24 protein-coding genes are annotated in these 26,490 nt (G+C 67.1%); 14 read left to right on the forward strand and 10 right to left on the reverse strand.

What is annotated here, in order from left to right; all coding sequences use genetic code 11:
- The first annotated feature begins 21 nt into the window (after positions 1-21).
- Positions 22-954, forward strand: coding sequence for a serine/threonine protein kinase (locus PPSIR1_RS29665; protein ID WP_086001814.1), 933 nt, complete (start codon positions 22-24; stop codon positions 952-954).
- Complete coding sequence (locus PPSIR1_RS44205) at positions 951-1,991, forward strand: GNAT family N-acetyltransferase (protein ID WP_006974909.1); 1,041 nt, start codon at positions 951-953, stop codon at positions 1,989-1,991. The genes PPSIR1_RS29665 and PPSIR1_RS44205 overlap by 4 nt, the downstream gene beginning before the upstream one ends.
- A 120-nt stretch (positions 1,992-2,111) precedes the next feature.
- Here the strand turns inward: PPSIR1_RS44205 and PPSIR1_RS29675 are convergent, their stop codons facing one another.
- Positions 2,112-3,065: a M57 family metalloprotease gene (locus PPSIR1_RS29675; RefSeq protein WP_198154642.1), complete on the reverse strand. Its 954-nt coding sequence runs from the start codon at positions 3,063-3,065 to the stop codon at positions 2,112-2,114.
- 363 nt (positions 3,066-3,428) lie between these two features.
- On the opposite strand from PPSIR1_RS29675, the gene PPSIR1_RS29680 reads away from it, so the two are divergent.
- Positions 3,429-4,478: an NAD(P)/FAD-dependent oxidoreductase gene (locus PPSIR1_RS29680; RefSeq protein WP_006974911.1), complete on the forward strand. Its 1,050-nt coding sequence runs from the start codon at positions 3,429-3,431 to the stop codon at positions 4,476-4,478.
- On the opposite strand, the gene PPSIR1_RS29685 is transcribed toward PPSIR1_RS29680, so the two are convergent.
- The gene (locus tag PPSIR1_RS29685) at positions 4,402-5,241 is read right to left on the reverse strand and encodes an AraC family transcriptional regulator (protein WP_086001815.1); all 840 of its coding nucleotides are present in this window, start codon (positions 5,239-5,241) and stop codon (positions 4,402-4,404) included. The genes PPSIR1_RS29680 and PPSIR1_RS29685 overlap by 77 nt on opposite strands.
- A gap of 82 nt (positions 5,242-5,323) precedes the next feature.
- Positions 5,324-6,058 (reverse strand): hypothetical protein, encoded by a 735-nt coding sequence (locus tag PPSIR1_RS44210; RefSeq protein ID WP_006974913.1) that lies wholly within the window; start codon positions 6,056-6,058, stop codon positions 5,324-5,326.
- Between the two features lie 13 nt (positions 6,059-6,071).
- Here PPSIR1_RS44210 and PPSIR1_RS29695 point away from each other — a divergent pair, with 13 nt between their 5' ends.
- Positions 6,072-7,244, forward strand: a complete 1,173-nt coding sequence (locus PPSIR1_RS29695; protein ID WP_006974914.1) for a hypothetical protein — start codon at positions 6,072-6,074, stop codon at positions 7,242-7,244.
- A gap of 102 nt (positions 7,245-7,346) precedes the next feature.
- On the opposite strand, the gene PPSIR1_RS50355 is transcribed toward PPSIR1_RS29695, so the two are convergent.
- On the reverse strand, positions 7,347-7,895 hold the full coding sequence (locus PPSIR1_RS50355; protein ID WP_006974916.1) for a M48 metallopeptidase family protein: 549 nt from the start codon (positions 7,893-7,895) through the stop codon (positions 7,347-7,349).
- 102 nt (positions 7,896-7,997) lie between these two features.
- On the opposite strand from PPSIR1_RS50355, the gene PPSIR1_RS50360 reads away from it, so the two are divergent.
- Positions 7,998-8,390, forward strand: a complete 393-nt coding sequence (locus PPSIR1_RS50360; RefSeq protein ID WP_006974917.1) for a c-type cytochrome — start codon at positions 7,998-8,000, stop codon at positions 8,388-8,390.
- Positions 8,391-8,522: 132 nt separating this feature from the next.
- On the forward strand, positions 8,523-9,389 hold the full coding sequence (locus PPSIR1_RS29710; protein WP_086001816.1) for an AgmX/PglI C-terminal domain-containing protein: 867 nt from the start codon (positions 8,523-8,525) through the stop codon (positions 9,387-9,389).
- A 9-nt stretch (positions 9,390-9,398) separates the two neighbouring features.
- Here PPSIR1_RS29710 and PPSIR1_RS29715 read toward each other — a convergent pair whose 3' ends face one another.
- Positions 9,399-10,337, reverse strand: coding sequence for a hypothetical protein (locus tag PPSIR1_RS29715; protein ID WP_086001817.1), 939 nt, complete (start codon positions 10,335-10,337; stop codon positions 9,399-9,401).
- Positions 10,338-10,382: 45 nt separating this feature from the next.
- Here PPSIR1_RS29715 and PPSIR1_RS29720 point away from each other — a divergent pair, with 45 nt between their 5' ends.
- Positions 10,383-11,240, forward strand: a complete 858-nt coding sequence (locus tag PPSIR1_RS29720; protein ID WP_157596111.1) for a YkgJ family cysteine cluster protein — start codon at positions 10,383-10,385, stop codon at positions 11,238-11,240.
- Positions 11,241-11,763: 523 nt separating this feature from the next.
- Here the strand turns inward: PPSIR1_RS29720 and PPSIR1_RS29725 are convergent.
- From PPSIR1_RS29725 to PPSIR1_RS29735, 3 genes are read right to left on the reverse strand one after another with little or no spacing between them, the layout of a single operon-like run.
- Positions 11,764-12,606 carry a hypothetical protein gene (locus PPSIR1_RS29725; protein ID WP_006974921.1) on the reverse strand — a complete coding sequence of 281 codons (843 nt, stop codon included), beginning with the start codon at positions 12,604-12,606 and terminating at the stop codon, positions 11,764-11,766.
- A 17-nt stretch (positions 12,607-12,623) separates the two neighbouring features.
- The gene (locus tag PPSIR1_RS29730) at positions 12,624-13,424 is read right to left on the reverse strand and encodes a hypothetical protein (protein WP_006974922.1); all 801 of its coding nucleotides are present in this window, start codon (positions 13,422-13,424) and stop codon (positions 12,624-12,626) included.
- Complete coding sequence (locus tag PPSIR1_RS29735; protein ID WP_006974923.1) at positions 13,424-14,611, reverse strand: hypothetical protein; 1,188 nt, start codon at positions 14,609-14,611, stop codon at positions 13,424-13,426. The genes PPSIR1_RS29730 and PPSIR1_RS29735 overlap by 1 nt, the downstream gene beginning before the upstream one ends.
- A 424-nt stretch (positions 14,612-15,035) precedes the next feature.
- On the opposite strand from PPSIR1_RS29735, the gene PPSIR1_RS29740 reads away from it, so the two are divergent.
- The 4 genes from PPSIR1_RS29740 to PPSIR1_RS29755 all read left to right on the forward strand — a co-directional run bounded on the left by PPSIR1_RS29740 (position 15,036) and on the right by PPSIR1_RS29755 (position 19,116).
- Positions 15,036-16,061: a hypothetical protein gene (locus PPSIR1_RS29740; protein ID WP_006974924.1), complete on the forward strand. Its 1,026-nt coding sequence runs from the start codon at positions 15,036-15,038 to the stop codon at positions 16,059-16,061.
- Positions 16,062-16,122: 61 nt separating this feature from the next.
- A complete protein-coding gene (locus tag PPSIR1_RS29745; RefSeq protein WP_006974925.1) occupies positions 16,123-18,102 on the forward strand; it encodes a hypothetical protein in 1,980 nt (659 codons plus the stop codon).
- 13 nt (positions 18,103-18,115) lie between these two features.
- Positions 18,116-18,541, forward strand: a complete 426-nt coding sequence (locus tag PPSIR1_RS29750) for a hypothetical protein (RefSeq protein WP_006974926.1) — start codon at positions 18,116-18,118, stop codon at positions 18,539-18,541.
- 83 nt (positions 18,542-18,624) lie between these two features.
- Positions 18,625-19,116 (forward strand): hypothetical protein, encoded by a 492-nt coding sequence (locus tag PPSIR1_RS29755; RefSeq protein WP_006974927.1) that lies wholly within the window; start codon positions 18,625-18,627, stop codon positions 19,114-19,116.
- A 3-nt stretch (positions 19,117-19,119) separates the two neighbouring features.
- Here PPSIR1_RS29755 and PPSIR1_RS44215 read toward each other — a convergent pair whose 3' ends face one another.
- Complete coding sequence (locus tag PPSIR1_RS44215) at positions 19,120-20,457, reverse strand: serine/threonine-protein kinase (protein WP_006974928.1); 1,338 nt, start codon at positions 20,455-20,457, stop codon at positions 19,120-19,122.
- 38 nt (positions 20,458-20,495) lie between these two features.
- Here PPSIR1_RS44215 and PPSIR1_RS51335 point away from each other — a divergent pair, with 38 nt between their 5' ends.
- The 3 genes from PPSIR1_RS51335 (at position 20,496) to PPSIR1_RS29770 (ending at position 24,030) form a co-directional block, all read left to right on the forward strand.
- On the forward strand, positions 20,496-21,029 hold the full coding sequence (locus PPSIR1_RS51335) for an RNA polymerase sigma factor (RefSeq protein ID WP_086001820.1): 534 nt from the start codon (positions 20,496-20,498) through the stop codon (positions 21,027-21,029).
- A 401-nt stretch (positions 21,030-21,430) separates the two neighbouring features.
- Positions 21,431-22,582 (forward strand): hypothetical protein, encoded by a 1,152-nt coding sequence (locus tag PPSIR1_RS48425; RefSeq protein WP_157596112.1) that lies wholly within the window; start codon positions 21,431-21,433, stop codon positions 22,580-22,582.
- A 323-nt stretch (positions 22,583-22,905) separates the two neighbouring features.
- The gene (locus PPSIR1_RS29770) at positions 22,906-24,030 is read left to right on the forward strand and encodes a tyrosine-type recombinase/integrase (RefSeq protein ID WP_006974930.1); all 1,125 of its coding nucleotides are present in this window, start codon (positions 22,906-22,908) and stop codon (positions 24,028-24,030) included.
- 231 nt (positions 24,031-24,261) lie between these two features.
- Here the strand turns inward: PPSIR1_RS29770 and PPSIR1_RS29775 are convergent, their stop codons facing one another.
- Positions 24,262-26,337, reverse strand: a complete 2,076-nt coding sequence (locus tag PPSIR1_RS29775) for a PrkA family serine protein kinase (RefSeq protein WP_006974931.1) — start codon at positions 26,335-26,337, stop codon at positions 24,262-24,264.
- Between the last annotated feature and the right edge of the window lie 153 nt (positions 26,338-26,490).

Raw genomic sequence — 26,490 nt, forward strand, 5'->3', positions numbered from 1 at the left:
CCCCGGCGCTAAGGTCGGGGGGTGAGCGACCAGGCTCAGGGTGGGGTGGTGATCGGCGAGGAGGGGACGAGCGTCGAGCTCGAGCCCGGCACGCTGATCACCCAGTCCAAGACCTACAAGATCGTCGGTCGCCTCGGCGAGGGGGGCTTTGGCAAGGTCTACAAGGTCTTCGATCCGATCATGAACCGCTACGCGGCGCTCAAGATGATGAAGATGAACGTGCCCGAGGAGGAGCGCCGGCGCTTCCGCCAGGAGGCGCGGCTGTGCGGCACCTTCATGCACCCCAACCTGGTCCGCACCCTCGAGGTCGGCACCACCCAGGAGCACGGGCTGTTCTGGTTCGCCATGGACTACCTCGAGGGCTCCGACCTGATGGGCTACCTCAACCGCGGCGAGGCGCTCAGCTGGCCCCAGATCCGCGAGATCATCGCCCAGACCCTCGACGCCCTGACCCACGTCCACGCCCGCAACTTCGTCCACTGCGACATCAAGCCGGGCAACATCTTCGTGGCCACGGACCTCTACGACCCGAACCTTCGCCTGGTCAAGCTCATCGACTTCGGCGTGGCCAAGGATCTCTCGGACACGAGCCCGCCGCCGAGCAAGCGGATCATGGGCGACCCCTTCTACATGCCGCCCGAGCAGACCTACGCCAACCCCACCCTCGACGCGCGCTCGGACCTCTACGCCCTCGGCATCACCTTCTACGAGCTCGTCACCAACGGCCGCCACCCCCTCGAGGACCTGTTCGAGGTCAACCCCCGCGAGGCCCTCATGGCCCAGCGCGAGCGGCCCCACACCCCGCCGAGCACCTACATGGACCCGGGGCTCAACGCCGAGCATCGCAGCGACGTGGACGCCTTCTTCGCCTCGGCGACGGCGAAGAACCCTGCGGAGCGCTTCCCCACGGCGGAGATCATGAAGCGGGCGATGCAGCACATCGAGGGGCCTTGAGCCCCGACCCCCTCGCCAGCACTGACTCGTGGTCGATCACCGACGGTGTCGTCGCCATCCAGCCCCCGCGCCCGGGTGACGGCGCGCGGCTGATCGCCGGCCGGGACGCGGAGTGGGCCCGGTGGATGGGCCCCGGCGGCGACGACCCGCGACCCACGGCGTGCATCCACGTCGCCGGTCAGCTCGTCGGCTGGGTCGACTACGCGCGCGGGCACCCGTGGCTGGGCCCGGGCGAGGTCAACGTCGGCTACACCGTGTTCGCGGCTCACCGCGGCCGGGGCTACGCCACCCGCGCCGTGAAGCTGCTCGTCCACCGCCTCGCCCTCGAGGGCGAGCACAGCCGCGCGAGCGTGGTCATCCACCCCGACAACCTGGCCTCGATCCGCGTCGCCCAGCGCTCGGGCTTCGAAGCTCGGGGCCAGGCGGGCGGCGGCGACTACCGCGTCCGGCCGGTCCCGCCGCTGCGCTACACCGACGGCGTCGTGTCGATCCGACGATTGTCACCGAGAGACCTCGAGGCCGATCTCGAGGCCAAGGACGAGGCGCAGATCCGCTGGATGTGGGAGCCCGGCGAGCGCGAGCAGTGGGCAGCGATGCGCCCAGCCGAGCAGCGCGAGCACGCTCGCCGCGGGCTCGAGGCGCGACGCGACGCCTTCGGCTCCGGGCCCAAGTGGTGCTTCGCCGTCGACACCCAAGCCCACGCCTACGTCGCCTACGTCGACTGCGACCTCGCCAGCCCCAACGCCCCCGCCGGCGAGGCCAACCTCGCCTACTCCTGCCACCCCGCCCACCGCGGGCGCGGTCACGTCAAGCGAGCCGTCCGCTTGCTGCTGCGCTTCGTCGCCGAGCACACCGGCGCGCGCCAGGCCCACGTCGTCCTCGATCCCAACAACGCGGCCTCGGAGCGGGTCGCCCGCGCCGTCACCAACGCGGAGCCTCAGACCTTCGTGAACGCCCACGGGCAGACCTGGCTGCGCTTCGTGTGCCCCGTGGACGTGGGGCAGGGAGGGCGTGGCTCATTCTGGCCGACCCGCTGATCTGAGCCCGAGCCCAAATGAAACCAGGGCCCACGTTCGAGCAGTTCGAACGGGGCCCCGCTTGCGAGGACGCCTCGGCGCCCTCAGCTCAGCGATGGGATGGGACGCAGGTCGTGGAGGCTAGTCGCAGACCGCCGCCTTGTCGTCGCAGCAGTCGCCGTAGCTCTCACACACCGAGTCGCAGTAGCACGCGCCCGACTGGCTGTAGCCGCCGCAGTACCCCGTACAACCGGGCGCGGGCTCACCGGGATCGGGGTCGGGCGAGCCCGAGCCCGGGTAGAGGTACTCGAGCGCGGTGCGGTCGTAGCTGCTGAACTCGCCGCTCACCCCGGAGTTGAAGCAGGCCAGCATGATCGAGCTCATGTCGGCGCCCGTCGGCGTGCCCGGGATGTGTTGCGCCCCGACGCCGCTGGAGCCCTCGTTGCCGCCCGAGCCGCAGCTGATCGAGCGGTTGAAGTAGTCCGTGTGGCGGAAGCCCACGCAGTGGCCGATCTCGTGGGTGATGACGTGCTCCACGACGTCCGTGCCGAAGTTCGAGGTCCCGCTCTGGATCTGGACGAACTTGTAGGGGTTGCCGTTCTCCGGGAAGCCGGCCTGTCCGCCACCGTTGCCGCTGACCTTGTAAACGACGATGTCCTTGTCCTGGTAGTTCGTCCCCGTGGTCAGGGTGAAGGTCAGGCCGAGGTTCATCTCGTTGTAGTTCTGAACCGCCATCTGCAGGGCGGTCTGCATGGTCGAGTCGAGGGCGTTGCCGCCTCCGGTGTAGCCGATCACGCTGATGGTCTTCGGCGAATTGACCAGGTTGTTGGTCCGGTACTGCCGGAAGGCCTCCTCCTCGTCTTCGAACAGGGGCGCCACCTGGCGCGCGCCCGCCATCTCGCGCGAAGCCTGGAGGGTCACCACCGCGTCGCCGCCGACGATCACCTCGTCCTCGCGGACCTCGATCTCTTCCGCGGGGAAGCCCGCGACCATCAGGTTTTCGACGATTTCCTCGGCCTCGAGCTCGGCGAGGAGCTCAGCCTCACCAGTATCCGGTTCGCTACTACAAGCAAACGCGAGAGAGACAATGGCCATACCACAGAACGAGATGTACTTCTTCATGATCCCACAACCGAGCGCATCACCCAGCTGGAGACATCTATATATGAACAATAAACCAAGTGAAACCAATTTGTTTGGTTGGCTCGAGCAACAAATTAAGAGTGTACCTTGGTCAAAACAGTGTCCGTAGGGACATGCGAATGCCGCGTTCTAGCTCATTTTGATGCCCTTCAACTGTACTCGAGAACAACTGCAATCGATTACAGTGCACAATCCGCTTAACAAACTACGCACTTTTCCATTGGCACACAGGTGCGCACTGCACACTTCCAGCGCCGGACCTCCCCAAAAAGCGTCGCGAACCCCGCAGCTCCCACCTACGGCACGGTCCAATGGGTGAGGCTCGCTGCGATCCACGATTTCGCCGATCGCAGCGAGGGCCTCGCCCTGCCCTCCTCGCCCATCGAGGGCTATGCCTCGATCGTGCTCTACGACGTCATCATCGTCGGTGGCGGCCCCGCAGGCCTCGCCGCCGCCCTCACCCTCGGCCGCGCCCGTCGGCGGACCCTCCTGCTCGACAACGGCCCGCGCCGCAACGCGGCCGCGGCCAAGATCTACAACTTCGTCACCCGCGACGGTACGCCCCCCGACGCGTTCCGCGAGCTCGGCCGCGCCCAGCTCGAGCGCTACCCCAAGGTCGAAACCCAAGACGCCCGCGTATCGACCATCGGCGGCTCCCTCGGAGCCTTCCGCGTCGCCCTCGTCGACGGCCCCACGCTGACGGCCAAGCGCGTGCTGCTGTGCACCGGGATGATCGACGAGCGCCTGCCCCTGCCCGGCTTCGACGCGGTCTGGGGCACCCACGCCTACCAGTGCCCCTACTGCCACGGCTGGGAGGTCCAAGACCAGCGCTGGGGCTTCCTGCTGCTCCCGGGCCAGGAAGCCCACGCCTTGCCCTTCGCGGCCCTGCTGCGCGGCTGGACCGATCGGGTCACCGGCTTCCTCGCCGAGGGTGCAGCGCTCCCCGACGCGGTCCGCGACCAGCTCGCAGGACTCGGCGTCCAGCTCGAGGGCGCCCCGGCCCGCCTGGTCACCGAGGACGGCGCGCTCGCGGCCGTCGAGCTGTCGACGGGGGCGCGCGTGGCCATCGACGTCCTCTACGCCCACCCGCCCCAGCGCCAGGTCGAGCTCGTCCGCGCCCTCGACCCCGAGCTCGACGAGCAGGGCTACGTGCGCGTCGACGCTGCGACCGGCGAGACCTCCATCCCCGGCGTGCACGCGGCGGGCGACCTGACCACGCGCATGCAAGCGGCGCTGCTCGCCGCAGCGAGCGGGAGCCGGACCGCGGCCGCGATGAACCTCGCCCTGGCTATGCCAACGGCGCCCGAGCAGCCGAGCGCCACGCCGCCGGGGTCAGCTCGTAGTGCCGCCGGAACAGCCGGATGAAGTGGGTGGGGTCGCGATAGCCGACGCGCTCGGCGATGATCTCGACCATCTCGTCGGTGTACTTCAGGCGCCGGCAGGCCTCCGCGAGGCGCCCCTCGATGATCCACGCCTTGACGGACTTGCCCGTGGCCCGACGCAGCGCCGTCGACACGTGGGCGGGCGAGCGGTGCACCGCCCTGGCGACGTCGCCGACGGTGATCGGCTCGAGGCAGCGGCGCTCGATGAAGGCCAGGGCGTCGCCGACGAGGCTCCCCGGGACCTCGCTGGTGTGCACGGCGGTCGCGGCCCGGGAGACCTCGGCGAGGATCAGCGAGAGCAAGCTGCGCTGGGCGAGGGCGCCGTGGGGGCTCGGCGCCCGCGCGGTCGTCTCGGCGTCGAGCTCGGCGCACAGCGTGGCGAGGAACTCGCGGCGCGCGTCGGGGATCGGGACCACCGTCGACGCCCCCGCGCGCACGCGGTCGAAGGGTCCGTAGAGCGAGCCGACCTCCGTGCCCGCGAAGCAGGGCGGGCAAAAGCGGACGCCCCAAAACTCGAGGCTGTCGGCGGACACCATGCGGTGCTGGGAGCCCGCGGGGATCAGGTAGGCGTCGCCCGGGCGAAGGCAAAAGCGCTGGCCCTGGTCGACCACCGCCTCGCCCTCGAGCACGAAGCCGAGCACCGAGTAGCTGTGCACCGCCGAGGCGTGGGGCTCGACCCTCTCCCACGCTTGGCGGCGCGCCGCGACCGGCTGTCCGCGGTCCGTGGGTGAGGCCGTATCGTCCACAGAGCCTCAAATTAGTGTAGCCAGAGACAACACGCAAGCCACTTGCACCTCGCCCCTGGCCGCATCGGGGGCGCCGCCTCGCTCAGAAGCAGCCGGCCATGTTGCCGCAAGCGAACATCGCGTTGGCCGTGTCGAGGTTGACCTGGGCGGGCATGACCTGCGCCGCGCAGTCGGTGAGGCAGGCGTTGAGCGCCCCGCCCCCGGCGACGCAGCCGCCCACGCACACGGTCACGTCCACGCACTCTTGCTCGTCTGCGCAAGCGTCGAGCAGACCCTCGCAGTTGGCCTCGACGCAGGCGACCTGGTTGCTAAAAGGCGCCCAGCAGTCCGGCGCGCACGAGAGCTGGTTCTCGACCCCATCGCACGCGCCGTTGCCACACTCGGCCCCCATGCCGCCCCCGCCCCCGTTGGGGCAGTCCGCGAGGCAGCTGGTCGAGTTCTCCGGCGGCTCGCAGATCGAGTCGCCGCAGCTCCCGTCGACGGGCGCGCAGTCCATGGCGCAGCTGCTCGCCTCGCCCTCGCTGCACTCCCCGTCGCCGCAGTCGGCCCCGCGGCCCTCGGCGTCGATGGTCCGCGCGTAGGCCGCGTCGACCTGGGTCAGCGCCGGGAGCTGGGCCCCCAGCACGACCACCGGATCCGCGGGACGGTCGAGGCCCGCCGGCGTGTCGGACCCGCCCCCGCTGGTCTCGCCCTCGCTCGTCTCGCCCTCGCTCGTCTCGCTCGTCTCGCCCGTCTCGCCCGTCTCGGCGTCCTCACCGACCTCGTCGTCGTTCGAGCCGAGGCCCCCAGCCGACGACGGAGCCGACGAGCTCGGCACCGGCGAAAACCCCGTGCTCGTCCCCACCGGCGTGTGTCTGTCGGAGTCAGGCCTGAACGCCTTCGGCTACCGCCACCAGTGCACCGGCATCCTGGCTCTCTCCTTCGAGGGCACCGTCGTGGTCGCCGGGACAACCTACGACTTCGAGAGTGGGACGTCCTTCGACTCCGGCCCCGGCGCCTCGAACCCCACGTGGTGGGAGCAGCCCGACGCCTACGACACCCCCCTCGTCGCAGCCTGCTGCGGCCCATACGACTACGACCTCAACGCTGCGGGGCAGGCAGAGAAGACCCCCTACGTCAACAACTGCATCGCCGACTCCGTGCAGCAAGCCTGCATCGGGATGCCGGCCTTCATCGAGAAGCTCGCCGCCGAGCTGCCTCCGGATACAGACCACGAGGAGCTGATCCAGGGCCAGATGGCCAAGATGGCCGAGCATATCGACACCCACACCGACGAGTGCTTTTGGAGCCTGTACGAGCAGGCTCCGGGTCCCTCGGGAGCCGCGTGGAACGAGCTCGGGGGCACGACCTACGCGTTTTGCTGGACATCCAACGACTGCGCGACCGTGACACTCGGGGCCTCTCGAATCGACGACTGGACGACCGTCCATGACATCCCCGACCCCGACCCCGTCCCCGAATGGGCGACCTGCGTGAACTGGGACGACAACAACACTTCGGTGATTCCGACGGCGAGCGTCGCAGTCCCCGGCTACGACGCGGTGGCGTCGTCCTCGCTCGCGCCGGGGGCCAGCCTCTCTCTGTCTTCGACCTTCGGCACGCAAGGCCTCACCCTCGACACGACCGCTTCGGCCATGACCACGGCGACGAACTCTGCGACCACCGCGATGATCGTCTCGCAGCTCAACCTCATCGGCGCGACACCAACTGCCGGGCCGAGCGCAGATCCCAAGCCGATCTACGACTCCAAGCTGGCCCTCGATGGACCCCTCGAGCCCCTCATCTTCGGGACGAAGTGGGTCGTGACACCAGGGGATGCGGTGTTCATCGCAGCGGTCCACTTTGACGGAGGCAGCCGCGTGGTCGAGATGGTCAACGCCACGCGCTCGAGCTTCTGGCAGACCAGCACGGGCTGGGAGTTCGCCCCCTTCGAGCTCGAGTACGAAGACGGCGCAGGCATCATCTGGACCCTCACCATCGACGATCTCCGATTCACCCCGTAGACCATCGACTTCACCCAGCCATCAACGCCTGGGCAATCAAGCCATCGAGCAGCTCCGCGAAGGCCTCGACCCCGCGCACCCGCGCCTCCAGGCTCGCGCCGCTCACTCCGGCTTCGGCTTCTTGGCCTTCTTCGCCTTCCGCTCGCGCACCGGCTTGCCCTCGAGCTCGCGCCAGGTCAGCCACATGCGCATGTCGAACTCGACCTGGTGGTACTCGGGCAGCATGTGCTCGCACAGCCGATAAAAGGCCTTGTCGTGGTCGCGCTCGCGCAGGTGGGCGAGCTCGTGGACGACGATCATCTCGAGGAAGGCCAGCGGGCCCTGCTTGAACACGCTCGCCACGCGCAGCTCGTGCTTGGTCTTGAGCTTCGCGCCCTGGACCCGGGTCGCGTAGGTGTGCAGACCCAGGGCGTGGTTGAGGGTGCTGATCTTGTCGCAGTAGCGCACCTTGCTCAGCGGCTTGGACTGGCTCATCTTGGCGCGCTTGATGCCCATCGCGAACTCGTAGAGCGCGGCGTTGCTCTGGATCTCGTGGCCCTCGGGGTAGCGGCGCGCGAGCACCTCCCCGAGTCGGCCGTCGTCGATGAGCCCCTGAACCTGCGCGCGCAGGCCCTCCGAGTAGTGGGCCAGGTATTTCGAGGGGGAGGCCAAGGCGCGCAGTATAGGCCCGAGGCGGCAAAAGCTGCCGGGCCCTGGCCTCCCGCCCGCAGCCGTGTACTCTCCCTGCGCTCGCAACCCGAGCTCGCTCCGTCCATGTCTCGCGCCACCGCCGCCCTCGCCATCCTCACGACCGCGTCCATCGCAGCCATCATCGCGCTGCTCGCCTCCTCCACGGCCTGCAACAGCGGCGGCGGCATGGACCCCAAGGTCGAGGCCAAGAAGATCTGGGTCGACCGCTGCGTGACCTGCCACGGCGATCAGGGCAAGGGCGACGGACCGACCTCCGCCGCGCTCTTGGTCAAGCCGCGCTCCTTCGGCGACCCCGGCTGGCAGTCGAGCGTGACCAACGAGCGCATCGCCACGGTCATCGTCAAGGGCGGCACCTCCGTGGGCCTGAGCGACGTGATGGCCCCCAACGCCGACCTGGCCTCGAAGCCCGAGGTCGTCGAGGCGCTGGTCCGGATCATCCGCAGCCAGGCGAAGTAGGCCGCCCCCAGCGAAGCGACCCCCAAGCGAAGCCAGTTGTGACTCTGGCTCATTCGGGCGCGCGCGCAGCCTGGCTGCGGGCCTCGTCCATGGGAGTGGTCCCACGCGAGCTCGCGATGCTAGCTTCGGGCCATGCGTCATCGAAGCGTCGATAGAACGGCACGGATCGGAGCCTGCGTCCTCGCCCTGGGCTTGGCGACGGCCTGCGACAAGAGCCAGCCCGCGAGCGCCACCCCAGCCCAGGCCGACGCCGCCCCGGCCGAGCCCGCGAGCGAGCCCAGCCCGGCCGCGCCAGCCAGCACCGAGGACGCCATGGACCTCGACGCCTGCTGCGACAGCTGCGACACCATGAGCTGCACCGGCTGCGAGCTCCTGGCCGCGGGGGCGAGCTGCGCCAAGACCTCGGCGAGCTGCGACCGCGTCGAGGGCGAGCTCGACTGCTTCTCCCTCGACGTCGAGACCGTCGACGGCTGCTGCCAGGCCTGCGAGACCGGCCTGTGCACGGGCTGCGAGCTCTTCGGCGCGGGCGAGTCCTGCGCGGGGGTCGAGGCCGTGTGCGACCAGATCGGCGACGAGCTCGACTGCCTGCCCCTCGACGGGACCATCGGCGACGGCGAGGGCGACGGTGCAGGCAGCGGCTACGGCTTCGGCGGTCGGGGTGAGCGGGTCCCCAAGGTCACCCAGGCGAAGGCAGAGGTGTCCAGCGACGGCCTCGACAAGGACATCATCCGCCGCATCGTGCGGGCCCACATCAACGAGGTCCGCAGCTGCTACGACGCCGCCCTGGCCAAGAACCCCGAGGAGGGCGGGCGCCTGGCCGTCGAGTTCACCATCGCCGCCTCGGGCAAGGTCAGCTCGGCAGCGGTCAGCGAGAGCACCCTCGCGGACGCCGGGGTCGGGACCTGCGTGGCCTCGGCCATCGAGCGCTGGAAGTTCCCCAAGCCCAAGGGCGGGGCCGAGGTCACCGTGATCTACCCCTTCAACCTGACCGCCGGCTGACGCAGACCGTCAACGCGGCGCCTCGATGGGGTAGCGCATCCCCGTCGCGTCGACGAGCTCCACCGGGGCGCCCAGGGCCGCCGCGCGGGCGTAGGCCCGGGCCAGGCTCGGCGGCCCGGGGGGCGTGACCGGCGTGGCGATCTCCGAGCTCCCCTTGGCCCCCGCGGCCACGTGCATGCGGATCAGCCCGAGCTCCGGCGCGCCCTTTTTGCCCTGGCCGTCGAGCACGGTCAGCTCGAGGTCCGGGCTGTCGGCGGACACCCCCATCAAGTACACCCGCGTCTGCCCGCGCACCTTCTTGGCCTTCTTCTTGCCTGGGCTCGGCGGCGCGACCTCGCGGAATACGAACAGCCGCCAGTCTCCGCCGGGATACTCGGCCTGCGCGGCGGCCAGGGCTCGCGCCATGGCGTCGAGGGCCCGGCGCTGACCCTCCGTCGGCGCCGTCGTGATCTCCACGGGCTCGAGGGCCTCGTCGGGGTCGAGGGCCACCGAGACCGTCAACCACCGCCGGGCCTCGCCCGCCTCGGCGCGGCCGTCCTCGAGGCTCGCCGCGTCCCAGGCGAAGTAGGCGACCTCCCCGGAATTGCCCACCGGGTCGATGGTCGCAATGCCCAGCGTGCGCGGGGGTCGGGCGCCGCCGTAGCGCTCGAGGGCCGCGTCGGTCAAGGCCTGCGCCCGCTGCATCCGCCACAGCTCGAGCCCCCGCGCCCGCGCGCCCTCGAGATCCTCGTCGCGCAGCGCCTGTGGCACGCGGCGCATGTCCGGCGAGGACGCGTCGACGTAGCCCGGGACCTCCGTGCTCTGTTCGCCGCTGGCCGCGTCGCAGCCGAGGTTCGCGACGCTCAGCGAGCCGGCCAGACCGACCAGGAGCAGCGCGGAGTTCCGAAGCCGCAGCGCGCCCGCGGCAGCTCGAGCGGTCGGGGGCGCGGGTGGGGTGCGAGGGCGCATGCCGGAGACCTTAGCCGCCATCGCGCCGTGGTAAAAATGAGCACCGTGGTTCGCCTTCGCGTGGTCGATGAGGACGGTCGCTCCGCAGCCCAGCGCAGCCAGGAGCTGCACCGCGCGCGCGACCAGCCCGAGTCGCGCGCGCGCCTCGAGGCCGTGCTCGCGCCCCTGCACAAAGCGCAGCGCCTGGTCGAGTCGGCCCTCGAGCGGCGCGCCCAGGCCCACGCTCGAGGCGGCACCCAAGGCGGCGCCGCGGCCAACGACGCGACCTTGACCGTGCCCGCCGGCGTGTGGCCCCTGCTCGACGAGGCCTACGCCGCCCTCGACGTCTACCTCGCCCACCTGCTGCACACCGCCGCCATCGACCCCGCCTGCGCCCCGCGCTGCTCGGCCTGCTGCACCGACCTCCCGCCGATCTTGCCCATCGAGGCCCTGCGCATGCTCCGGGCCCTGCGCCGCGACGTCCCCGAGCGCGCGCCCAAGCGGATCCAACGCGCCGTCGAGCTCGCCCGCGCCTTCCAGCGCCACCTGCACCAGTCCGCCGGCGGCGTCGAGCTGCTCCGCGACAAGACCCTCGACACCAGCGCGCCCAGCTACCGCGAGGCCCAGATCGGCTGGCGCCGCCTCGGCCACCCCTGCCCCATCCTCGGCGACGACGGCAGCTGCAGCCAGTACGCCGACCGCCCGCTGAGCTGCCGGGCCCACGTGCACGTCGAGGACCCCGCCCACTGCGAGCCCCAGAGCCCGCGCTTTTTGATCGCCGAGCGCCCCCCGCTGTGGGGCCACGTGCGCGAGTGCGAGGTCGAGGTCGCCCTGGCCAGCCTGGGCAAGCTGCTCGGGCTCCCCGGCGTGCCCAACCTGCACTGGGGCATGGCGCAGCTCCACGGGCACCCGAGCGCTGGCTGATTGCCAGCGCTCTCTAGTACCGCGTGTCCGAAGTCCGCGCCGGGTTTGGAGCGGCACTGGAACCCGAATGGCTGTGTCGCCGCTCCTCGCAGTGGGGTCCACCACAGCGTCGTCGCGGCTCCTTGCCCTCGGGTCCCAGCGATGCCCCAAACCCGGCACGAACTTCAGACACGCGGTACTAGCTTTGATGGAGGGGCTTCGCAGCCACCTCCCCCGCGCCGGCAAAGCCGTCACGGGTCCCCCTCCCCTTTACCCCCTTCGAACCCAACCCACCGAGATCGCTGCTGTTTCGCATGTGGTGGGGGTTCTGGGCCAGTTTGGCGCTTCCTTAGAAGTGCTCCTCAGTCTCTCTCGTCCCGCCTGATCCCGGCGAGTCGGTGGAGACATCCTGGAGACGACCATCGGGCCGACTTGGCACGGTTCTCCGTGGCCACATCGACCCGTTTTCGTCTCCACAACCCCAACCACGACGACGAGCCGGACCCATCCCGGGGCCCGGCTCGCTCACGTTGAGCTCATGCCGTCAGGCGGAGATCTCGAAGTTCCAGCGCCCGATCAACACCTTCCCCATCTCGGGGTCGTTGTCGATCGCGCGCAGCGTCACCGAGCCGCGCGCCGCGTCCTCGCAGAACATGATCTGCTCGTTCAGCCCGTGCTCGCCCACGCGCATGAACTTCACGTTCTCCCGGTTGGTCGTCCAGACCATCTCGTCGGTGCGGTAGGGCATGATGAGGTCGTAGGGCGTCTCGGGGTTGACCTTGTAGACGGCGGTCAAATCCGGCTTGAGCCGACCCTCGGGATGCCCCTTGCTGCCGTAGCCCGTCGCCTGCTCGCCAGACTCGCGCGCAGCCACGAGGATCTTGTCCCGCGGCACCGTCAGCCGCTCACCCGCGCGGTGGCCATGGCCGGCGAAGGTCCCGAAGTGCTCCGCGAGCATCACCGCCGGCCGGATCCGCGTCTCGACCGTCTCCTCGCCGACCTCCAGCACCGTGACCTCCATGAGCTCGACCTGCGTCCGCTCGAAGGGTCCCTGGGGATCGCTCTGCACGGCCACGACGATCACGTCCTTGGGCTCGAGGTTGTCGATCACCTCGTCGGTCGGCGGCCATCCGTCGGGGAAGCGCTCATCCAGCTTGGCTCGGAGCTCGGGGTCGAGCTCGTCGACGCCGAGCAGATGCCCCGTCGCCGGCCGAGGGGGAACCTCGTCATCGACCACCCGCCTGCTCGGCTTGTTCTTCGGCTTGGCCTCTGTCTCCGCCTCGGCCGCGTCCCGCTTCGCCTTGTGACGCTTCAGGAACCACCAGAGCCCCGCGCTGATGCCCAGGCCCGTTGCCGCAACCAGTCCGATGATCTGCCAGGTCTTCATTCTCTGCTCTTCTCCAGTCAGACGACGACGAAGCGCCACCGCCCCAACGAGAGGCCCTCGCCCAGCTCCGTGTCTCCGTGGAGCTCGCACTCCACCCGCCCGCGCTGGGTTCGACGCAGGGCGATCGTCGTCGCCCGGTCCCGACGGCCGAGCTCCACGACCTCCGCCGCTCCCCGGGGCTCGATCGTCCAGGCCCTGGGCGTCGCCGCGCCGAAGCTCAGCTGGATCGGCTCACCTTCACGCACGTAGCGGACCCGCGCCGCTCCCTCCCAACGCTCGAGCTCCCCATCCTGCTCGGGGTCCTCAGGCGTCGCCCACCCAACTATCGTGCGCCGAGGGACGAGAGCCAGACTCTGACAGGTGACCCCGTGGCGCTCGCTTTCTCGCGGCGCGCAGCTGGGCGCGACGATGAGGTCCTCGCCGTCGACGGCGATCACCGTGGCGGTGAGCAGCTCTCGGGTCGTCGTTCCAGGCTGGCTGCCGACTTCGAGCACGACCCCCACCCGGTCGCCCTCGCTGATCCTCGACTGCCCGAGCTCCCGGAGCATCGGCCAGCGCTTGGACAGCACGGCCGCGACCTCGCGCACCTGGAAGTCGCCGAGCTCGGCCCGAGACACGCAGCTGTAGCCCGCGCACCGGTCAGCCTGGCAACGCGTGAACACGTCGGCGAGCTCATCCTCCGCGGCGCTCCGCTCTGCTCGGGCGGCCTCATCCTTGCGGTCGCGCTCATCGGCGAGGCGAGCCCCGTAGCGCTGCACGACCACGACCCCGACGGCCACGAGGGCCCCAACCACGGCGAGCTTCCCCAACCAGCCCATCACGCCACCTTCGCCAGGTCGAACTTCCAACTGCACAGCGCCCGCTCACGGTCGCCCTTGGGCACGAGCAGTGCCACGTTCACCTCGCCGGCGACACCTTCGAGGCTGATCACCGCTCGCGTGCCGTCGACCTCGATGACGCGCATCTCCACGTCATCGCGGGATACTCGCAGCGTCGAGCCGCGTGGCAGCGTCGCCATCTTCTCCGGCCGCAGCTCGATCTGCCCGCCGGGTATGACCCGGTAGCGCTTGCGCCGGTTTTTGGGCACGACCATCGCAGGCGGCTCGACCTTCAAAGGTGGGGCAGCTGTCGGGGGAGCAGCTGAGAGAGCTCGGGGAGCTGGGGAGGCTGGGGGAGCCGATTCGGCCTGAGCGGGCTCAGGCGTCGCCAGCGGCTCGTCTTGCTTGTCATCCGCACCCGCCTTCGCCGGGATCTTGATCACCCGAAGCACGCACAGCGGGTGGACCACGAGCTTGTCGCCCACGCTCACCCAACACCCCGGGGAGTCCTGGTGACGCGCGCCCTTCGTGTCGAGGCGGGCGAGGACGTCGAGCACGACCTCCCCCTCCTCGAAGCCTTGGATCTCGGCGGCGAAGTAGTGGGGCTTCGCCCGCTCAGCCCCGACCAGCTTGGACGCGGACGCGAGCAGGACTTGATCGCCGATCCCCGGCTCGTACTGAAGCCCGTGCGTGTAGCCGGGGAAGGCGTCCTCGACCAACAGGCCCAGGGCGTGAAGCACGTCCCCGTCGAGCTGGCGCCTCTCGTACATGCCCGTCTCCGCGAACTCTTCACCACCCTGAGCTTGTGGCTCCGTGGCGGGCTCAGGCTCGGGCGCCTCGGCTTTCGGATCGGCCGCCTGCGCCTGCTCTTTCGCCCCAGTCTCCTTCAGTGGTGCGGCGGGCGTCGTTCGCTCCTTCGGTGTCGAGCTCGTCTCTTGCTTGCTCGTCTCCGACGGAGCACCCGTACCCCTCTCGCGCTCAGCCAGGAAGCTCTCCGCGTCGATCCGCGACCCCGTCAGCGTCGACTCATCGATGTCGAGATGGACGGGACCGTCTGGCATCTTCGGCGTGTGCACGGCCCGTTGAGGCTCGCTGAGAAGCCCCTCGAGGTAGAGCCCCCCGAGGATCAGAGCGCCCCCCACGAGGACGACTCCCCCCAGCGCCAGCAGGACCTCCCTCTTCATCATCACCAGTAAGTCTGACGCGCTTTCGGGGCCCCAGCCAAGCTCGCCGCGCGGACGGCCACCGCACGAACGGGTCGTCGGGAGAGCCCTCCGCCGCGCAGGCTCGACGATGGGGCCGCCCCGCGGCCGGCACCAAAACAGCCCTCGCGCCCGGCGACGTCAGAAAAAATCGAAGCTAGCTTGAGCGCGTAGCACTGCCATTTGCACGGCCGAATTGCACTGCCATTTCGGGCTGAGCTCCGCCTCATTTCCCCGCGAGCACTGCCCCACGTCCGCCAAGAAAGCCTCGACCATGCCCAAGCGAGCCAAGAAGCGAGCCCCCACGCAAACCCCTCCCGAGTGGCCCGAGTTCTTCCGTCAACACGACACGGAGCTCACCCGAGTCCGCATGCTCTGGCGTCGAGGCGGCGGTCGATACCGTCCTCTCGTGCCGGTCAACCTCGCCCTCGAAGACCTCGAGCAAGCCGACTTTGAGACCTGGGAAGAGCTCGAACTGCCCGAGACCCACTTCGAGTGGGCGCTCGTCGAGAACATCCCGCCCGAACAGCGCGCCAGGCAGCTCGAAGACGTCGCCCGCGACCTGTGGAGCGTCGCCGTCCTCTGGACCAGGGCCAAGGGGCCCGTGTGCGACTTCCAGATCCGCGGCTACGGCAGCGAGGACACGATCCTCTTCGAGGACGGCAAGCGCTGCAACCTCAGCGGCGAGCGCTCGCGCTACGACGATGGCGAGACCCGCGAGCGCGCCCCGATCGACGAGGCCATCCGCGGGATGATCGGTGATGAGCGCGCCGCGTGGCTACAACTCGACCGCGTCAAGGACACGCTGATCGACAAGCTCAACGGAGACCGCGAGAAGCTCTTCGAGCACCTCGAGCGCGTGAACCGGGCTGCGCCGGAGACGATCGAGAACGCCCACGGCATCCTCGACCGCGCGCTCCAGTTCCAGCAGCGCGCGTTCGACAACCTGGTGAGCCAGGAGGATCACACCCTTGAGATCCGGCTCCACGCGATCACCGAGCACAACCGAACCGAGCGCATCCAGTCCTTCTTCAAGTTCGTCAAGGACGTGGGCGAGTCGGCCGTGGGAGCTCTGCCGACGATCCAGAGCACTTTGGAAGGGGTCGTCACGGGAGCTCGCACCTTGCCCCGCTTCCGCGTGGCCCAAGACGCGCTCCGCTACCTGAAGATCAGCCTGGAGTCCGAGCGTCTGGTGATGTGCTTCTACGGCACGCCCTCGGAGAAGCGCAAGGCCGCCGACGAGGTCATGACGACGCTCAAGCGGCTGAGCAAGACTGAGGACGAGAACACCGCGCTGGCGGGCTGCGGGGCGCTCGTCGACAAGCTGTTCAAGACCCGGATCTTCCGCGAGGTTGCGACCCGTCAAGAGCAGTTCGCGGCGGAGTTCATCATGGGCAAACTCGCCACCGAGCGCATCATCCTGGACGACTACTGACCTCGCGGCCCGTCCCGCGGGATGTTCCACCCCAGAGCCGGGGCGCGCAGACTCGAAGACGATGCTCCTACGCCCCGACGCGACACACCGGGACCAGGCCACCAATCAGCTCGCGCGGATTTTCCCGGAGAGCACCGGCTGGCTTCAGTTCAAGTCCCACCTCCCCGGCAAGGAGGTCTTCGCCAACTCGATCCTCGACCCCTCGATCGGCATCGACGGCGAGCTCGCGCTGGAGACCTTCGCCAAGGCCGACTGGATGAACTGGATCTCGACGACCCAGATCAGCCTGTACGAGGTCGGGACCCGCGTCGGCCTCACGCCCACGGTCGGCCGCCCCCTGACCAGCGCGCTCGCGGACGTCTACAAGAACATCCAGTTCACCCTCGACGCCTACAACCGAGGCGCCGCGCCCGAGGAGCTCGTCGCCGACCTCCTCAAGAACGCGGGCCTGCAAGCGCTCCAGCAGATCGCCGGCCAGTCCAACATGATCGCGCAGACCGTCGCGCAGGTGATCGCCGCCGCGGTCTGGGCAGCAGATGTCTGGGCCACCCACCGCAACTCCGAGCTCGCCAAGAACGTCAGCCTGCCCCCTCTTCAGTCCGAGGAGCCAGCGACCGACAGCTGGCAGGTGAACCGGGTGTTCGAGTTCATCCGCCGCGCAGGCTCGGGCGGCGTTGTCTACCCTGACGGGAAGATCGAGGCGGCTTCGAACGCCAACTACACCAAGCTGTTTCTGCCCGCGTACCGACACACCATGCCCTGGAAGATCCAGTACCGGGGCGGTGGCGTCGCGGCGCAGCAGGGCAACCCAAGCAAGGCTCGGGGACCCCGAGGCGAGACCCAGTTCAACTTCGACCCGGGCGACGGCTCGACCTTCGGGTTCATGCCGGGGACGACCACCAGCCTGCGGGTCCTCCAAGCCTCCCATCGGTTCTACCAGAGCGTTCGCGGCACCCCGGTGGACCGCTACGCGCTTCGATGTCGTGGTGTCGACAAGCCATGCTGGCAGTCGCCGAAGTCCTTCGATGGAACCAAGGACTGCCGCCAGTGCGTCACTGCTGAGTCGGTATGGCCGACCAAGGGGGTCGGCTGGGCCTACGGCGGGGCCCCGCTGAACGCGACGACACCGGGAGAGAACGTGGGGGCCTTCTATCCGTCCATGAACAAGCTCCTGCTGAACCTGTTGGAGATGATCGTCCAGCCGGGGCCGCTCTTGTTCACGGTGGACTTCGTCCAGGTCTTCGACAGCTGGCGGACATGCTTCGAGAGCTTCTGGGACTTCATTCAACGGGAGTGGACGACGTACCGCGGCGCGGGCTGGCGCGGGCAGTTGTCGCGGCTGGCGACGCTCATGACCGCCTATCACAGTGACGCCGGGCCCGTCCTCGGGGGCCGCGATCCTGGACACCCCCTGGCGTTGATCCAAGACCCGCGAAGCGAGCGGTTCTCCGTGTCCTTCGCGTCCTCGATCTTCTCTGAGATCATCGCCCCGTATTGCCGGGATGCCTACGCCATGCAGGCTCACTACCTCGACACCCTCGAGGTCGCGTACATCCCTCCGGGAGCTGGCGCGCTGTACCGGAGCTCCGGGAAGCTCAAGAGTGACGAACTCGCACTCAAGTTCGTCCGCTCGCGGACACAGCTGCTTTCGAGCCCAAAGCGAATGAGCGTGAATCTGCGACGCGTGAGCGACCCCGAGTATCGGGCGGAGCTGGTCAAGTCCGGAGTGAAGATGCCGAAGACGAACCCGATCCTTGACGGCAGTCCAGGCCTCGGTCACCAGCTCCTTGCGCCCCAGGAAAAGCCCGCCCGCGCCCCGAGGCGTCCCAAGGTGATGGTGGAGCCGGCGCTCGCGGGCATCAACGCCCTCGCCAGTCGAGCGCCGAAGCCCGCGCGACAAGCTCGGCGGCTCGACGCTTCGCCTCCTTGGTCTGCTGGTGAGCGCGCCGGAGTAGCGGTCGCCATAGGAGCGGCTGCAGTGGTCGGTGTCGCGGGGGCCGTGGCACTTCGACGGCGGGACCCCGAGGCTGACGAGGAGTGATAGAGTCCCGTCGATGCGCAAGACCCTCACCTTGCTCTCTCTCGTGTTCGCGTGCGCGTGCGCTGAGCCTGATATCTCTCAGGAGGTCGAGGACTACGCGGGCGAGTTGGGCGGCGCCGAAGAGCTCGTCTGCCAGTGTCCGCTCGTCCTCGGCTTTGACAACGCCGCCGAGTGCGGGGCCGCCTTCGGCATCGTGGGCTCCGAGCGGCAAGAGTGCATGCGTGAGGCGATCCAAGACCAAGAGGACCCCAAGTCCTTCTTGAGTTGCGCTACGAACGCCGTCCAGCTGTATTCCGTTTGCTTGACGACGAGTATCGATGATGGATGCGAGCAGAGTCAGCACCTCACGTGCATCGATGAGTTTGAGAACGCCGTGCTTCAGTGCTCTGGAGTCTCGGCGTCCGCTGCCGGTGAGTTCCTCACCTGCGAAAACACCTGAACCGCTGGCCAGAGTGAGCGCGTCCACTCTCGCGCTTCTCAGTCTTGGCGCGGAGTTCCTGGGTGGCTGAGTAGAATCCCGACATGTCGAGGAAGTTCACTCTCTCAGTCGCGGGCCTGGTTGCCTTTGCGCTCTTCACTGCACCTGCGTCGGCGAGCGCGGAGTACCGAGATCTTTGCGACAGCTCGAAGGTCTGCGAGTACACGGGGCCAGGTGCCCCGGTCCTAGACGAGGACGTGTGCCTCGATCCCACCGGGGAGGTTCGTCTCAAAGGGTCGACCACCTGCGGGGCTGGGTCGGTTCCCTTTCACGTGCGCTTCGGAGAAGTCGTGGACCCTGTCCTACAGCTCGTGGTGGCCTACGTCCCGCTGGAGAACGCTTGCTCCGTGGAGGGGTTGTGTTCACCGAAGTCGTACGACGATGGAACGTCGGGGGGCACGGAGCAGACCATCTGCTGCATCAACGGCGTCTGCTGGCCGGTCTATGACTGCGGGGGGACCCTGCTTTGGTGCGTTGATGGCGTGTGCAACGAGGACGGGACCGTGACGTGCTTCGAGTATGTCGAAGGCGAGTAGCGCTCAAAGAGCGTGTTCAATTTTCCGACGGTTCTCGTCGGCGGTGAACGCCTGCTCTCGGTCGCCGAGGTCGAGGTAGAGGTGTCGGACCATCCACCAGGCATCGATGGCTTCGTGCCCGTAGCCCAACTCTTCGAGCTCTTTCGCCGCGAACTTGGCGATCCCCACGAAGCGCCGTTGTTCTTTTCGCGCGCGAGCTTCGAGGTAGCCGGCCGTCACCGCGCCGATGGTCTTGGTAGCGTCTTTCTTGTCCACCTGCTCGACGACCTCCAAGGCTGCGGCATCGAGCTTCGACAGCTCGTACTCCACGTGGAGTTGATGGACCGGCATGAGCTTCACCGCCAAGGCCGTGGATGTCAGCCCGAGGACGAGCAAGCCTCCGAGCCACGACCAGCCCCGCGGGCTCGCGGCGTCGTCGAGCTCGGCCACGAGCGTGGCCACGGACGGCCACCGCTCCCCTGGCACGACGGCCATCCCACGCTTGAGCACCTTGCGAACGCGTCGCTTGATCGCACCTCCACCGCGTGTGGGACCTTCCAGCGCCTTGTAGTAGCTCTCTAGCCCTGTCGCAGGCCCAAAGGGAAACTCACCTGTCAGGGCCCACCAAAGGGAGACGCAAAACGCGAACTGGTCGCTGCGCTCGTCGCCAGGGCTCCCGCGGAGCCGCTCTCGGGACATGAACTGGATCGTGCCGGACGCGATCAACTGCTCGCTCTCGTAGCCGTTGAGCGACTCCGCGTTCCTGGCGAGCCCAAAGTCCGTCACCACAGCCCTGCCTCGGTGGAGCATGATGTTCCCGGGCTTGAAGTCTCGGTGGACGAGCCCCCGCCGATGAGCGGCATCGAGCCCTTGGCCTGCTTCCAAGTAGCGAGCGATGATCTCCCGCGCGGGAGGGCGCTCCTGGCACCAGTCGCTCAACTTGGGGCCGTCGAGAAAGTCGAGGATCAGCCAGCGGTAGTCGGCATGCTGCCCGCGATCGATGATTCGCACGACGTTGGGGTGGTCCAGAGCCGCGAGTGCCTTCCCCTCCCGGTCTGCCACCGCCGGATCCCCCAGGGCCATCACCTTCACGGCCACCCGGCGGTCGAGCTCCAGGTCGGTGGCCTCGTACACTCGACCATAGCTACCAATCCCCACCCGACGTTCGAGCCGGTAGCGACCGGCCACGAAGACTTCCTCGTAAGGCTTCCCGACCTTCTTCCAGACCCGCGAGATCTCGAACTCCAGGGCGATCGAGAGCCCCGCCGTGCTCGGGACATCGTCGACCTCGAGCTCGTCCAGGTCAGAGGCCAACTCGCTCTCGTCGAACTCGAAGTCGAACGGATTTGGGAGGTCTTCCATCCCAGGTCGGCACCATGGTAAACGACTAGCTCCCCACCATGGACGATCGCTGCTCCCCCTTCGAAGCCTTCCTCCGCGCCGATGACGTTGGGATTGCTAGCTTTGTCGCCGAGCACCATGGCTGGGCCGTCAAGTATGCGCTCCGTCGTGGCCGGGTAGCGTCAGATGTCGCCGAGGACATCGTGAACTCGATCTGGGTCAAGCTGATCGAAAGGCCACCAGAGGGACTTGAGGGCTACCCGCCGCGAGCCCTGCTCGCCCTCTGGCTTCGATGGCGTTGTACAGACTGGCACCGCAAGGCCCGGAGCCAGCCCATCACGATGGGGACGATGCCAGAGTTCGCCAGTCCCGAGGACATCAGCGCACTCGCCAGGCATGGACGGATACTAGACGAGGTTCGGGGGGCCGTTCTCAGACTTCAGACCCTCCAGAGGGAAGTCCTCCGGCTTGCCTGCGAAGAGGGCCTGAACTCGACGCAGATCGGTAGCCGGCTATCGGTATCTCCCTCTACCGTGCGAGGGATTCTTCGGCGCGGGCGAATCGCTCTCCGGCTTGAGTTAGGCCTTTCGTGAACCAGTCTCCGCGCCACGTGCACTTGACGAACGAATGATTCTCTGCCTGGTGGCAGAACGAGGGGTCTGCAACCGTTACTTCCAAAACCCATATATGCCAGACATCTATCTCAAGGATAGTCGTACAGAGCTTGACTGTATGGGGCTACCCTGGCTATTGTTGGTTGAATTGAGGTCGAGGAAACACGATGCAGATCAAGTGTCACCAGTGTCATAATTTACTGGCAGTTAATCCCGCTGGGGGACAGTTTCGGTGTCCTACTTGTGGCGCAATAAACGTGGTGGGTGCTCCAGTAGGGAGTGCTGTTGCACCGCCTCCCCGTACGAACAATGCCACTAAGAAGAAGGATAGCCGCAGAGGGCTCGTAATCGTTGGATCCCTGGTCCTATGTTTAGTCTCGTTGCTGATTGGCTGGTGGGGTGCAGCGCTTGGGGCAGTACTCTTGGCATGGGCTATCGCAGGGGCTATCGGGAAAATGAAGGGGCCACTTAACCTGCTATTTCCAGATTCTGGCCGAACGGCTTTACTGGCGGCAGTTGGGATTGGGCTTGCTGTATCCGTGACTACGTGTGGCGCTATGGGTGGCGTCGCAGAGTATGATGCTCAAAAGAAAGAGGCTCGTGAGGCACAAGAGAAGGCTGACAGTGATGCGGCCGAGAAAGAAAAGAGGGAGAAGCAAAAGTCTGAGGCGGCTGCCGTCAGGGCCAAGCATGAGGCTGAGTTGAATGCAAAAGCTGGTGAGGCGGCCAAAGATTATGCCGCCAAACTTGATGCTGTTGAGAGTTTGACTCAACAAGATAAATGGCAGGAAGCGGGTGACGAGATGAAAGAGGTTACTGCGTCCATTGGGGAATACAAGCAACTCGACCCAATTCCAGAAGAGATTGCAGCCCTCATGCCTCGACATGACTTGCTCACCTCAAAGCTTGACGCAAATCGACGCGTTCGAGAAGCAGTTGCTTGGATAGAGCGAGCCGAAGCGGTCGTTGGCGAGAAAGGCAAGTGCCAAGATCCTTCCGAAGTAAAATCTGCGCGCAAGCAGGTCGAGGGGCTCGTCGAGTCGGATCCTGGCTATACTCGGGTGCAAGAGTTGAATGCTGAGCTTGATGCTTGTCTCAAGAATATGCCTCCGCCAAGCAAGTGGCTGTATGACATGCGTGCGGACCCCATGGGTGGGACAGTGTCGCTTGCGGCTGTTCAGAGTAGCAATATGTTCGATTTTGACTTCCCTTACCAAGGCACACAGCAAGCAACCCTCATGGTTCGTCATGAGAGTGGGACCGACATAATCCTGTCCATCGAGCGTGGTCAGTTTACGTGTGCACTTGGGTGCTCAGTAATGGTTCGCTTTGACGACGGAAAGACGGAGCGCTGGCGGGCAGTTGGACCCTCGGATCACAGTACCGAATCTATTTTTCTACGCCGGGAATCAAGCTTCATGAAGAAACTTAAGAAGGCCCGGACTCTCAGAATCGAAGCAGAGTTCTTCCAAGAGGGGACGCGTGTTTTGGAGTTCCCTGTTGCGCGGTTTGACCCGAGCAAGCTTAACTAGGACTATGTGGAGTATCTGCGAGACTTGAGGTTAGGCGTTGGCGAAAGGCCAAGCGAGGGGTCGTGAGAGGTCTGCTACGAGTACCGAATGACAACGGCAGGAGCCCGCGCCAGGTGGACCTAGGGTGACCTTCTAAACCGACTGGTCAGGCACCAACGCAGTCACGTGGTCTCCGCCACCCGTCGCTCAGCCGGCTTGTGTCCCAGCCCTTTTTAGGACCAGGCTCGTGGAACAACCCTCCGCACCGTAGCGTCTCGGCGTCCCATCCTCTAGGATGGACCCCGCGAAGCAGCAGCGGCTCGTGGTTGAGAAAGCGACCCACGATGACCGTGAAAATCCGCCCCTACCGCAACGGGGGCTACGAAGTCGACATCATGACCCGCCTGCCCAACGGCAAGAGCCACCGAGAGCGCCGCAAGTCGCCGCACTCGTCCAAGGCCGCGTCGTTGCGCTGGGGCAGGGAGCGCGAGCGCTACCTGCTGGTTCATGGGCCGACCCGCCGTGCCTCGGGAGAGGACACGGCCCAACCCAAGAAGGAGGTCCCGACCTTCACCGAGTTCGCGCCCCGCTACGTGGAGGGGCAGGTCAAGGGCAACGGCGCCAAGCCGAGCCACACCGAGTCGATCGAGCGGCACCTGCGGATCCACATCCTCCCAGCCTTCGGGGACAAGCGCCTTGACGAGCTCGAGCAAGAAGATCTGGAACGCTTCAAGGCGAAGCTCGGGGAGACCCGCAAGAACAAGACGATCAACAACATCCAGACGACCCTCAGCACCTTGCTCAAGGCGGCGGTGGCGTGGAAGGTGATCGAGGAGGTCCCGGTGGAGATCAAGCGCTTGCGTGTGGTCCGCAAGAAGATGGACTTCTTCGACTTCGACGAGTTCGCGTGGCTGCGCGAGTTCGCGGCCAAGGCCCCGAGCGATGGGATTGACCTCGCCATCGTCCTGCTCGGCGGAGACGCGGGGCTGCGCGCGGGTGAGATCCGCGGGCTGCACTGGGACTCCCTCGACTTCCAGCGCAATCGGCTGACGGTCGAGCGCGCGGAGTGGCACGGCCACATCACGACGCCCAAGCACGACAAGATCCGCGTGCTGCCCATGACGCAGCGGCTGAACAAGGCGCTCCGCCAGCTCCCGCGGGAGTGCAAGCTCGTGCTCCCCCAGCCCTCGGGCGAGCCACTCACGGCGGGCTTGCTCGACAAGCGCCTGCGTCGGGTCGAGAAGCGGGCGGGGCTGCGCGACAAGGGACCGCACACGCTCCGGCACACCTTCTGTAGTCACCTGGCCATGCGCGGGATCCCGGCGCGCGTGATCCAGCAGCTCGCCGGACACTCCAGCCTGGTCACGACGGAGCGCTACATGCATCTGTCTCCCGGCGCGACGACGGCTGCGATCGCAGCTCTGGAGGCCCCTCCGCCCCATCAGGAGATCACCAAGCCCGACGAGTAGGGCCGCCGCACGTGGAGAAATGCTGGAGACGGCTCTCCACCCGGATCAGAAACCAAAGTTAAATCAACGAACTAACGCTGACTGGCGCAGGGCCCCCTCCCCGGCGGTCGGGCTTGGGCCCTCCAGTCCCAAGGGTCACAGATCTGACTCGACTCGAGGCCACAGATCCGGGCCTCACCAAAACGAAAGGGAGCCTCGCGGCTCCCCCTCTGGTCCGTCGAGCGGTGCTCGCTACTCGCCCTTCATCTCGCCCCGGGCGAAGATGCTCGCCACGTAGGTCAGCACGTCCGAGGCCGAGGCCTCGTCGTAGCCGTAGTCGCGGATCAGCCGCTGCTTGACCACGTCGATCTTCTCCTGGGCCTCCTTGTCGACCACCGAGCTGACCAGCGAGGTCAGCTTGATGCTGTCTTTTTGGTCCTCGAAGAGCTTGAGCTCGAGGGCCTTGTAGAGCCGCTCGTTGGTCCGGAAGTTGAACTGCTTGCCCTCGACCGCGAGCGCGCCGATGTAGTGCATGATCTCGCGGCGGAAGTCGTCCTTGCGGCTCTCGGCGATGTCGATCTTGGTCTCGATCGAGCGCATCAGCCGCTCGTCCGGCTCCTCGTCCTGGCCCGTGTAGGGGTTCTTGACCTTCTCGCGCTGGGTGTAGGCCTTGACGTTGTCGATGTAGTTCGCGCACAGGCGATCGATGGCGTCCTCGTCGGCCGAGATGGCGCGCTGGACCTCGTTCTTGACGATGTCCTCGTACTCTTGCTTGGTCACCGCGAGCAGCTCGCGGTAGCGCTTGCGCTGGTCCTCGCTGGTGATCAGCGAGTGGTTGCGCAGCCCCGACTCGAGCTCGTTCATCAGCAGGAAGGGGTTGATGTTGGTCTGCCCGCGGTCGCTGACCAGGCAGTTGGCGATCTTGTCCTGGATGTAGCGCGGCGACACGCCGTCCATGCCCTCGCGCTTGGCCTCCTTGCGCAGCTCCTTGACGCTGTCTTGGGTGTAGCCCGGCATGGTCTTGCCGTCGTAGAGCTTGAGCTTTTGGAGCACCGAGAGGTTCTGCTTCTTGGGCTCCTCGAGGCGCGAGAGCACCGCCCACATCGCGGCGACCTCGAGGGTGTGCGGGGCGATGAAGCGGCCGCGGACCTTCTCGGGGTTGTAGTCCTTGACGTAGATCTTGATCTCTTCCTGGAGCTTGGTGATGTACGGGACGTCGATCTTGACCGTCCGATCGCGCAGCGCCTCCATGAACTTGTTCTCGAGCAGGCGCTCGTACTCGGCCTCGTTGGTGTGGCCGATGATGACCTCGTCGATGTCCGTCTGGGCGAACTTCTTGGGCTTGATGCGCCGCTCCTGGGTGGCGCCGAGCAGGTCATAGAGAAAGGCGACGTCGAGCTTGAGGATCTCGACGAACTCGATCAGCCCGCGGTTGGCGACGTTGAACTCGCCGTCGAAGTTGAAGGCCCGCGGGTCCGTGTCCGAGCCGTACTCGGCGATGCGCCGGTAGTTGATGTCGCCGGTCAGCTCCGTCGCGTCCTGGTTCTTCTCGTCCTTGGGCTGGAAGGTGCCGATGCCGACGCGGTCCTCCTCGGAGATCAGCATGCGGCGCACGCGGACGTGCTGGATGACCTTGCCCCAGTCGCCGCCGTAGTGCGCCATGAGCTCGCGGAAGATGAAGCGGCAGGCCGGGTTGAGCTGGCCGGGCACGTAGGGCGTGAAGGCCATGCGCCCGGCCTCGCCCGGATCGCACAGGCCGAACTCGCGGATGGCCTTGTTGCGCCACTCGGGCGGGATCAGCTTGAGGGGCTCCTCGTTCATCGGCGAGCGGAACACCTCCTCGCCCGCGGTCAGGTGGCGCAGAGAGTCGGGCAGGGTCCACTCGTAGGTGTACAGGGCGCCCTCGGGGCTGCGGCTGTACTCCTCGAGGCCCTGCTTGAGCAGGCGGGCGATGGTCGACTTCGACGAGCCGACCGGGCCGTGGAGCAAGATGATGCGCTTTTCGGTGCCGTAGCGCATGGCCGCGGCCTTGAGCACGTTGACCAGGCGCATCAGCGGGATGTCGAGGCCGTAGATGGCGTCGCGGCCCCCGTGGCGCTCGTCGTCGAAGAACTTGTAGCGCGTGATCTTCTTCTTGTTGTCGACGTAGGTCTCGGCCCCCGCGGCCAGCACCATGTCGTAGAGGCGCTCGTGGGAGGTCCGGGCGATCCTGGGCTTGTTGCGGACGAGCTCGAGGTAGTCCTCGAAGCTCCCGGTCCAGTTCAGGTCTTCGTAGCGCTCATAGTCCTGGAGTGCGGCGATCTGATTGACGAGGGTGCTGGTGCTCATTCGAGTTCCGGATACAAAAGCTGGGGTCGAGTGGAGGCGAGATCGAGAGCGAGGCGCGGGCGCGGTGACCCTCTGCCGTTAGCATACGACCGATGCCTACCCGCGGGCCACCGCGAGGCGCTCAGCGGCGCTCACGACCCCGTCGAAGCGGCC

The organism is Plesiocystis pacifica SIR-1 (assembly GCF_000170895.1).
Taxonomy (GTDB): Bacteria; Myxococcota_A; Polyangia; order Nannocystales; family Nannocystaceae; genus Plesiocystis; species Plesiocystis pacifica.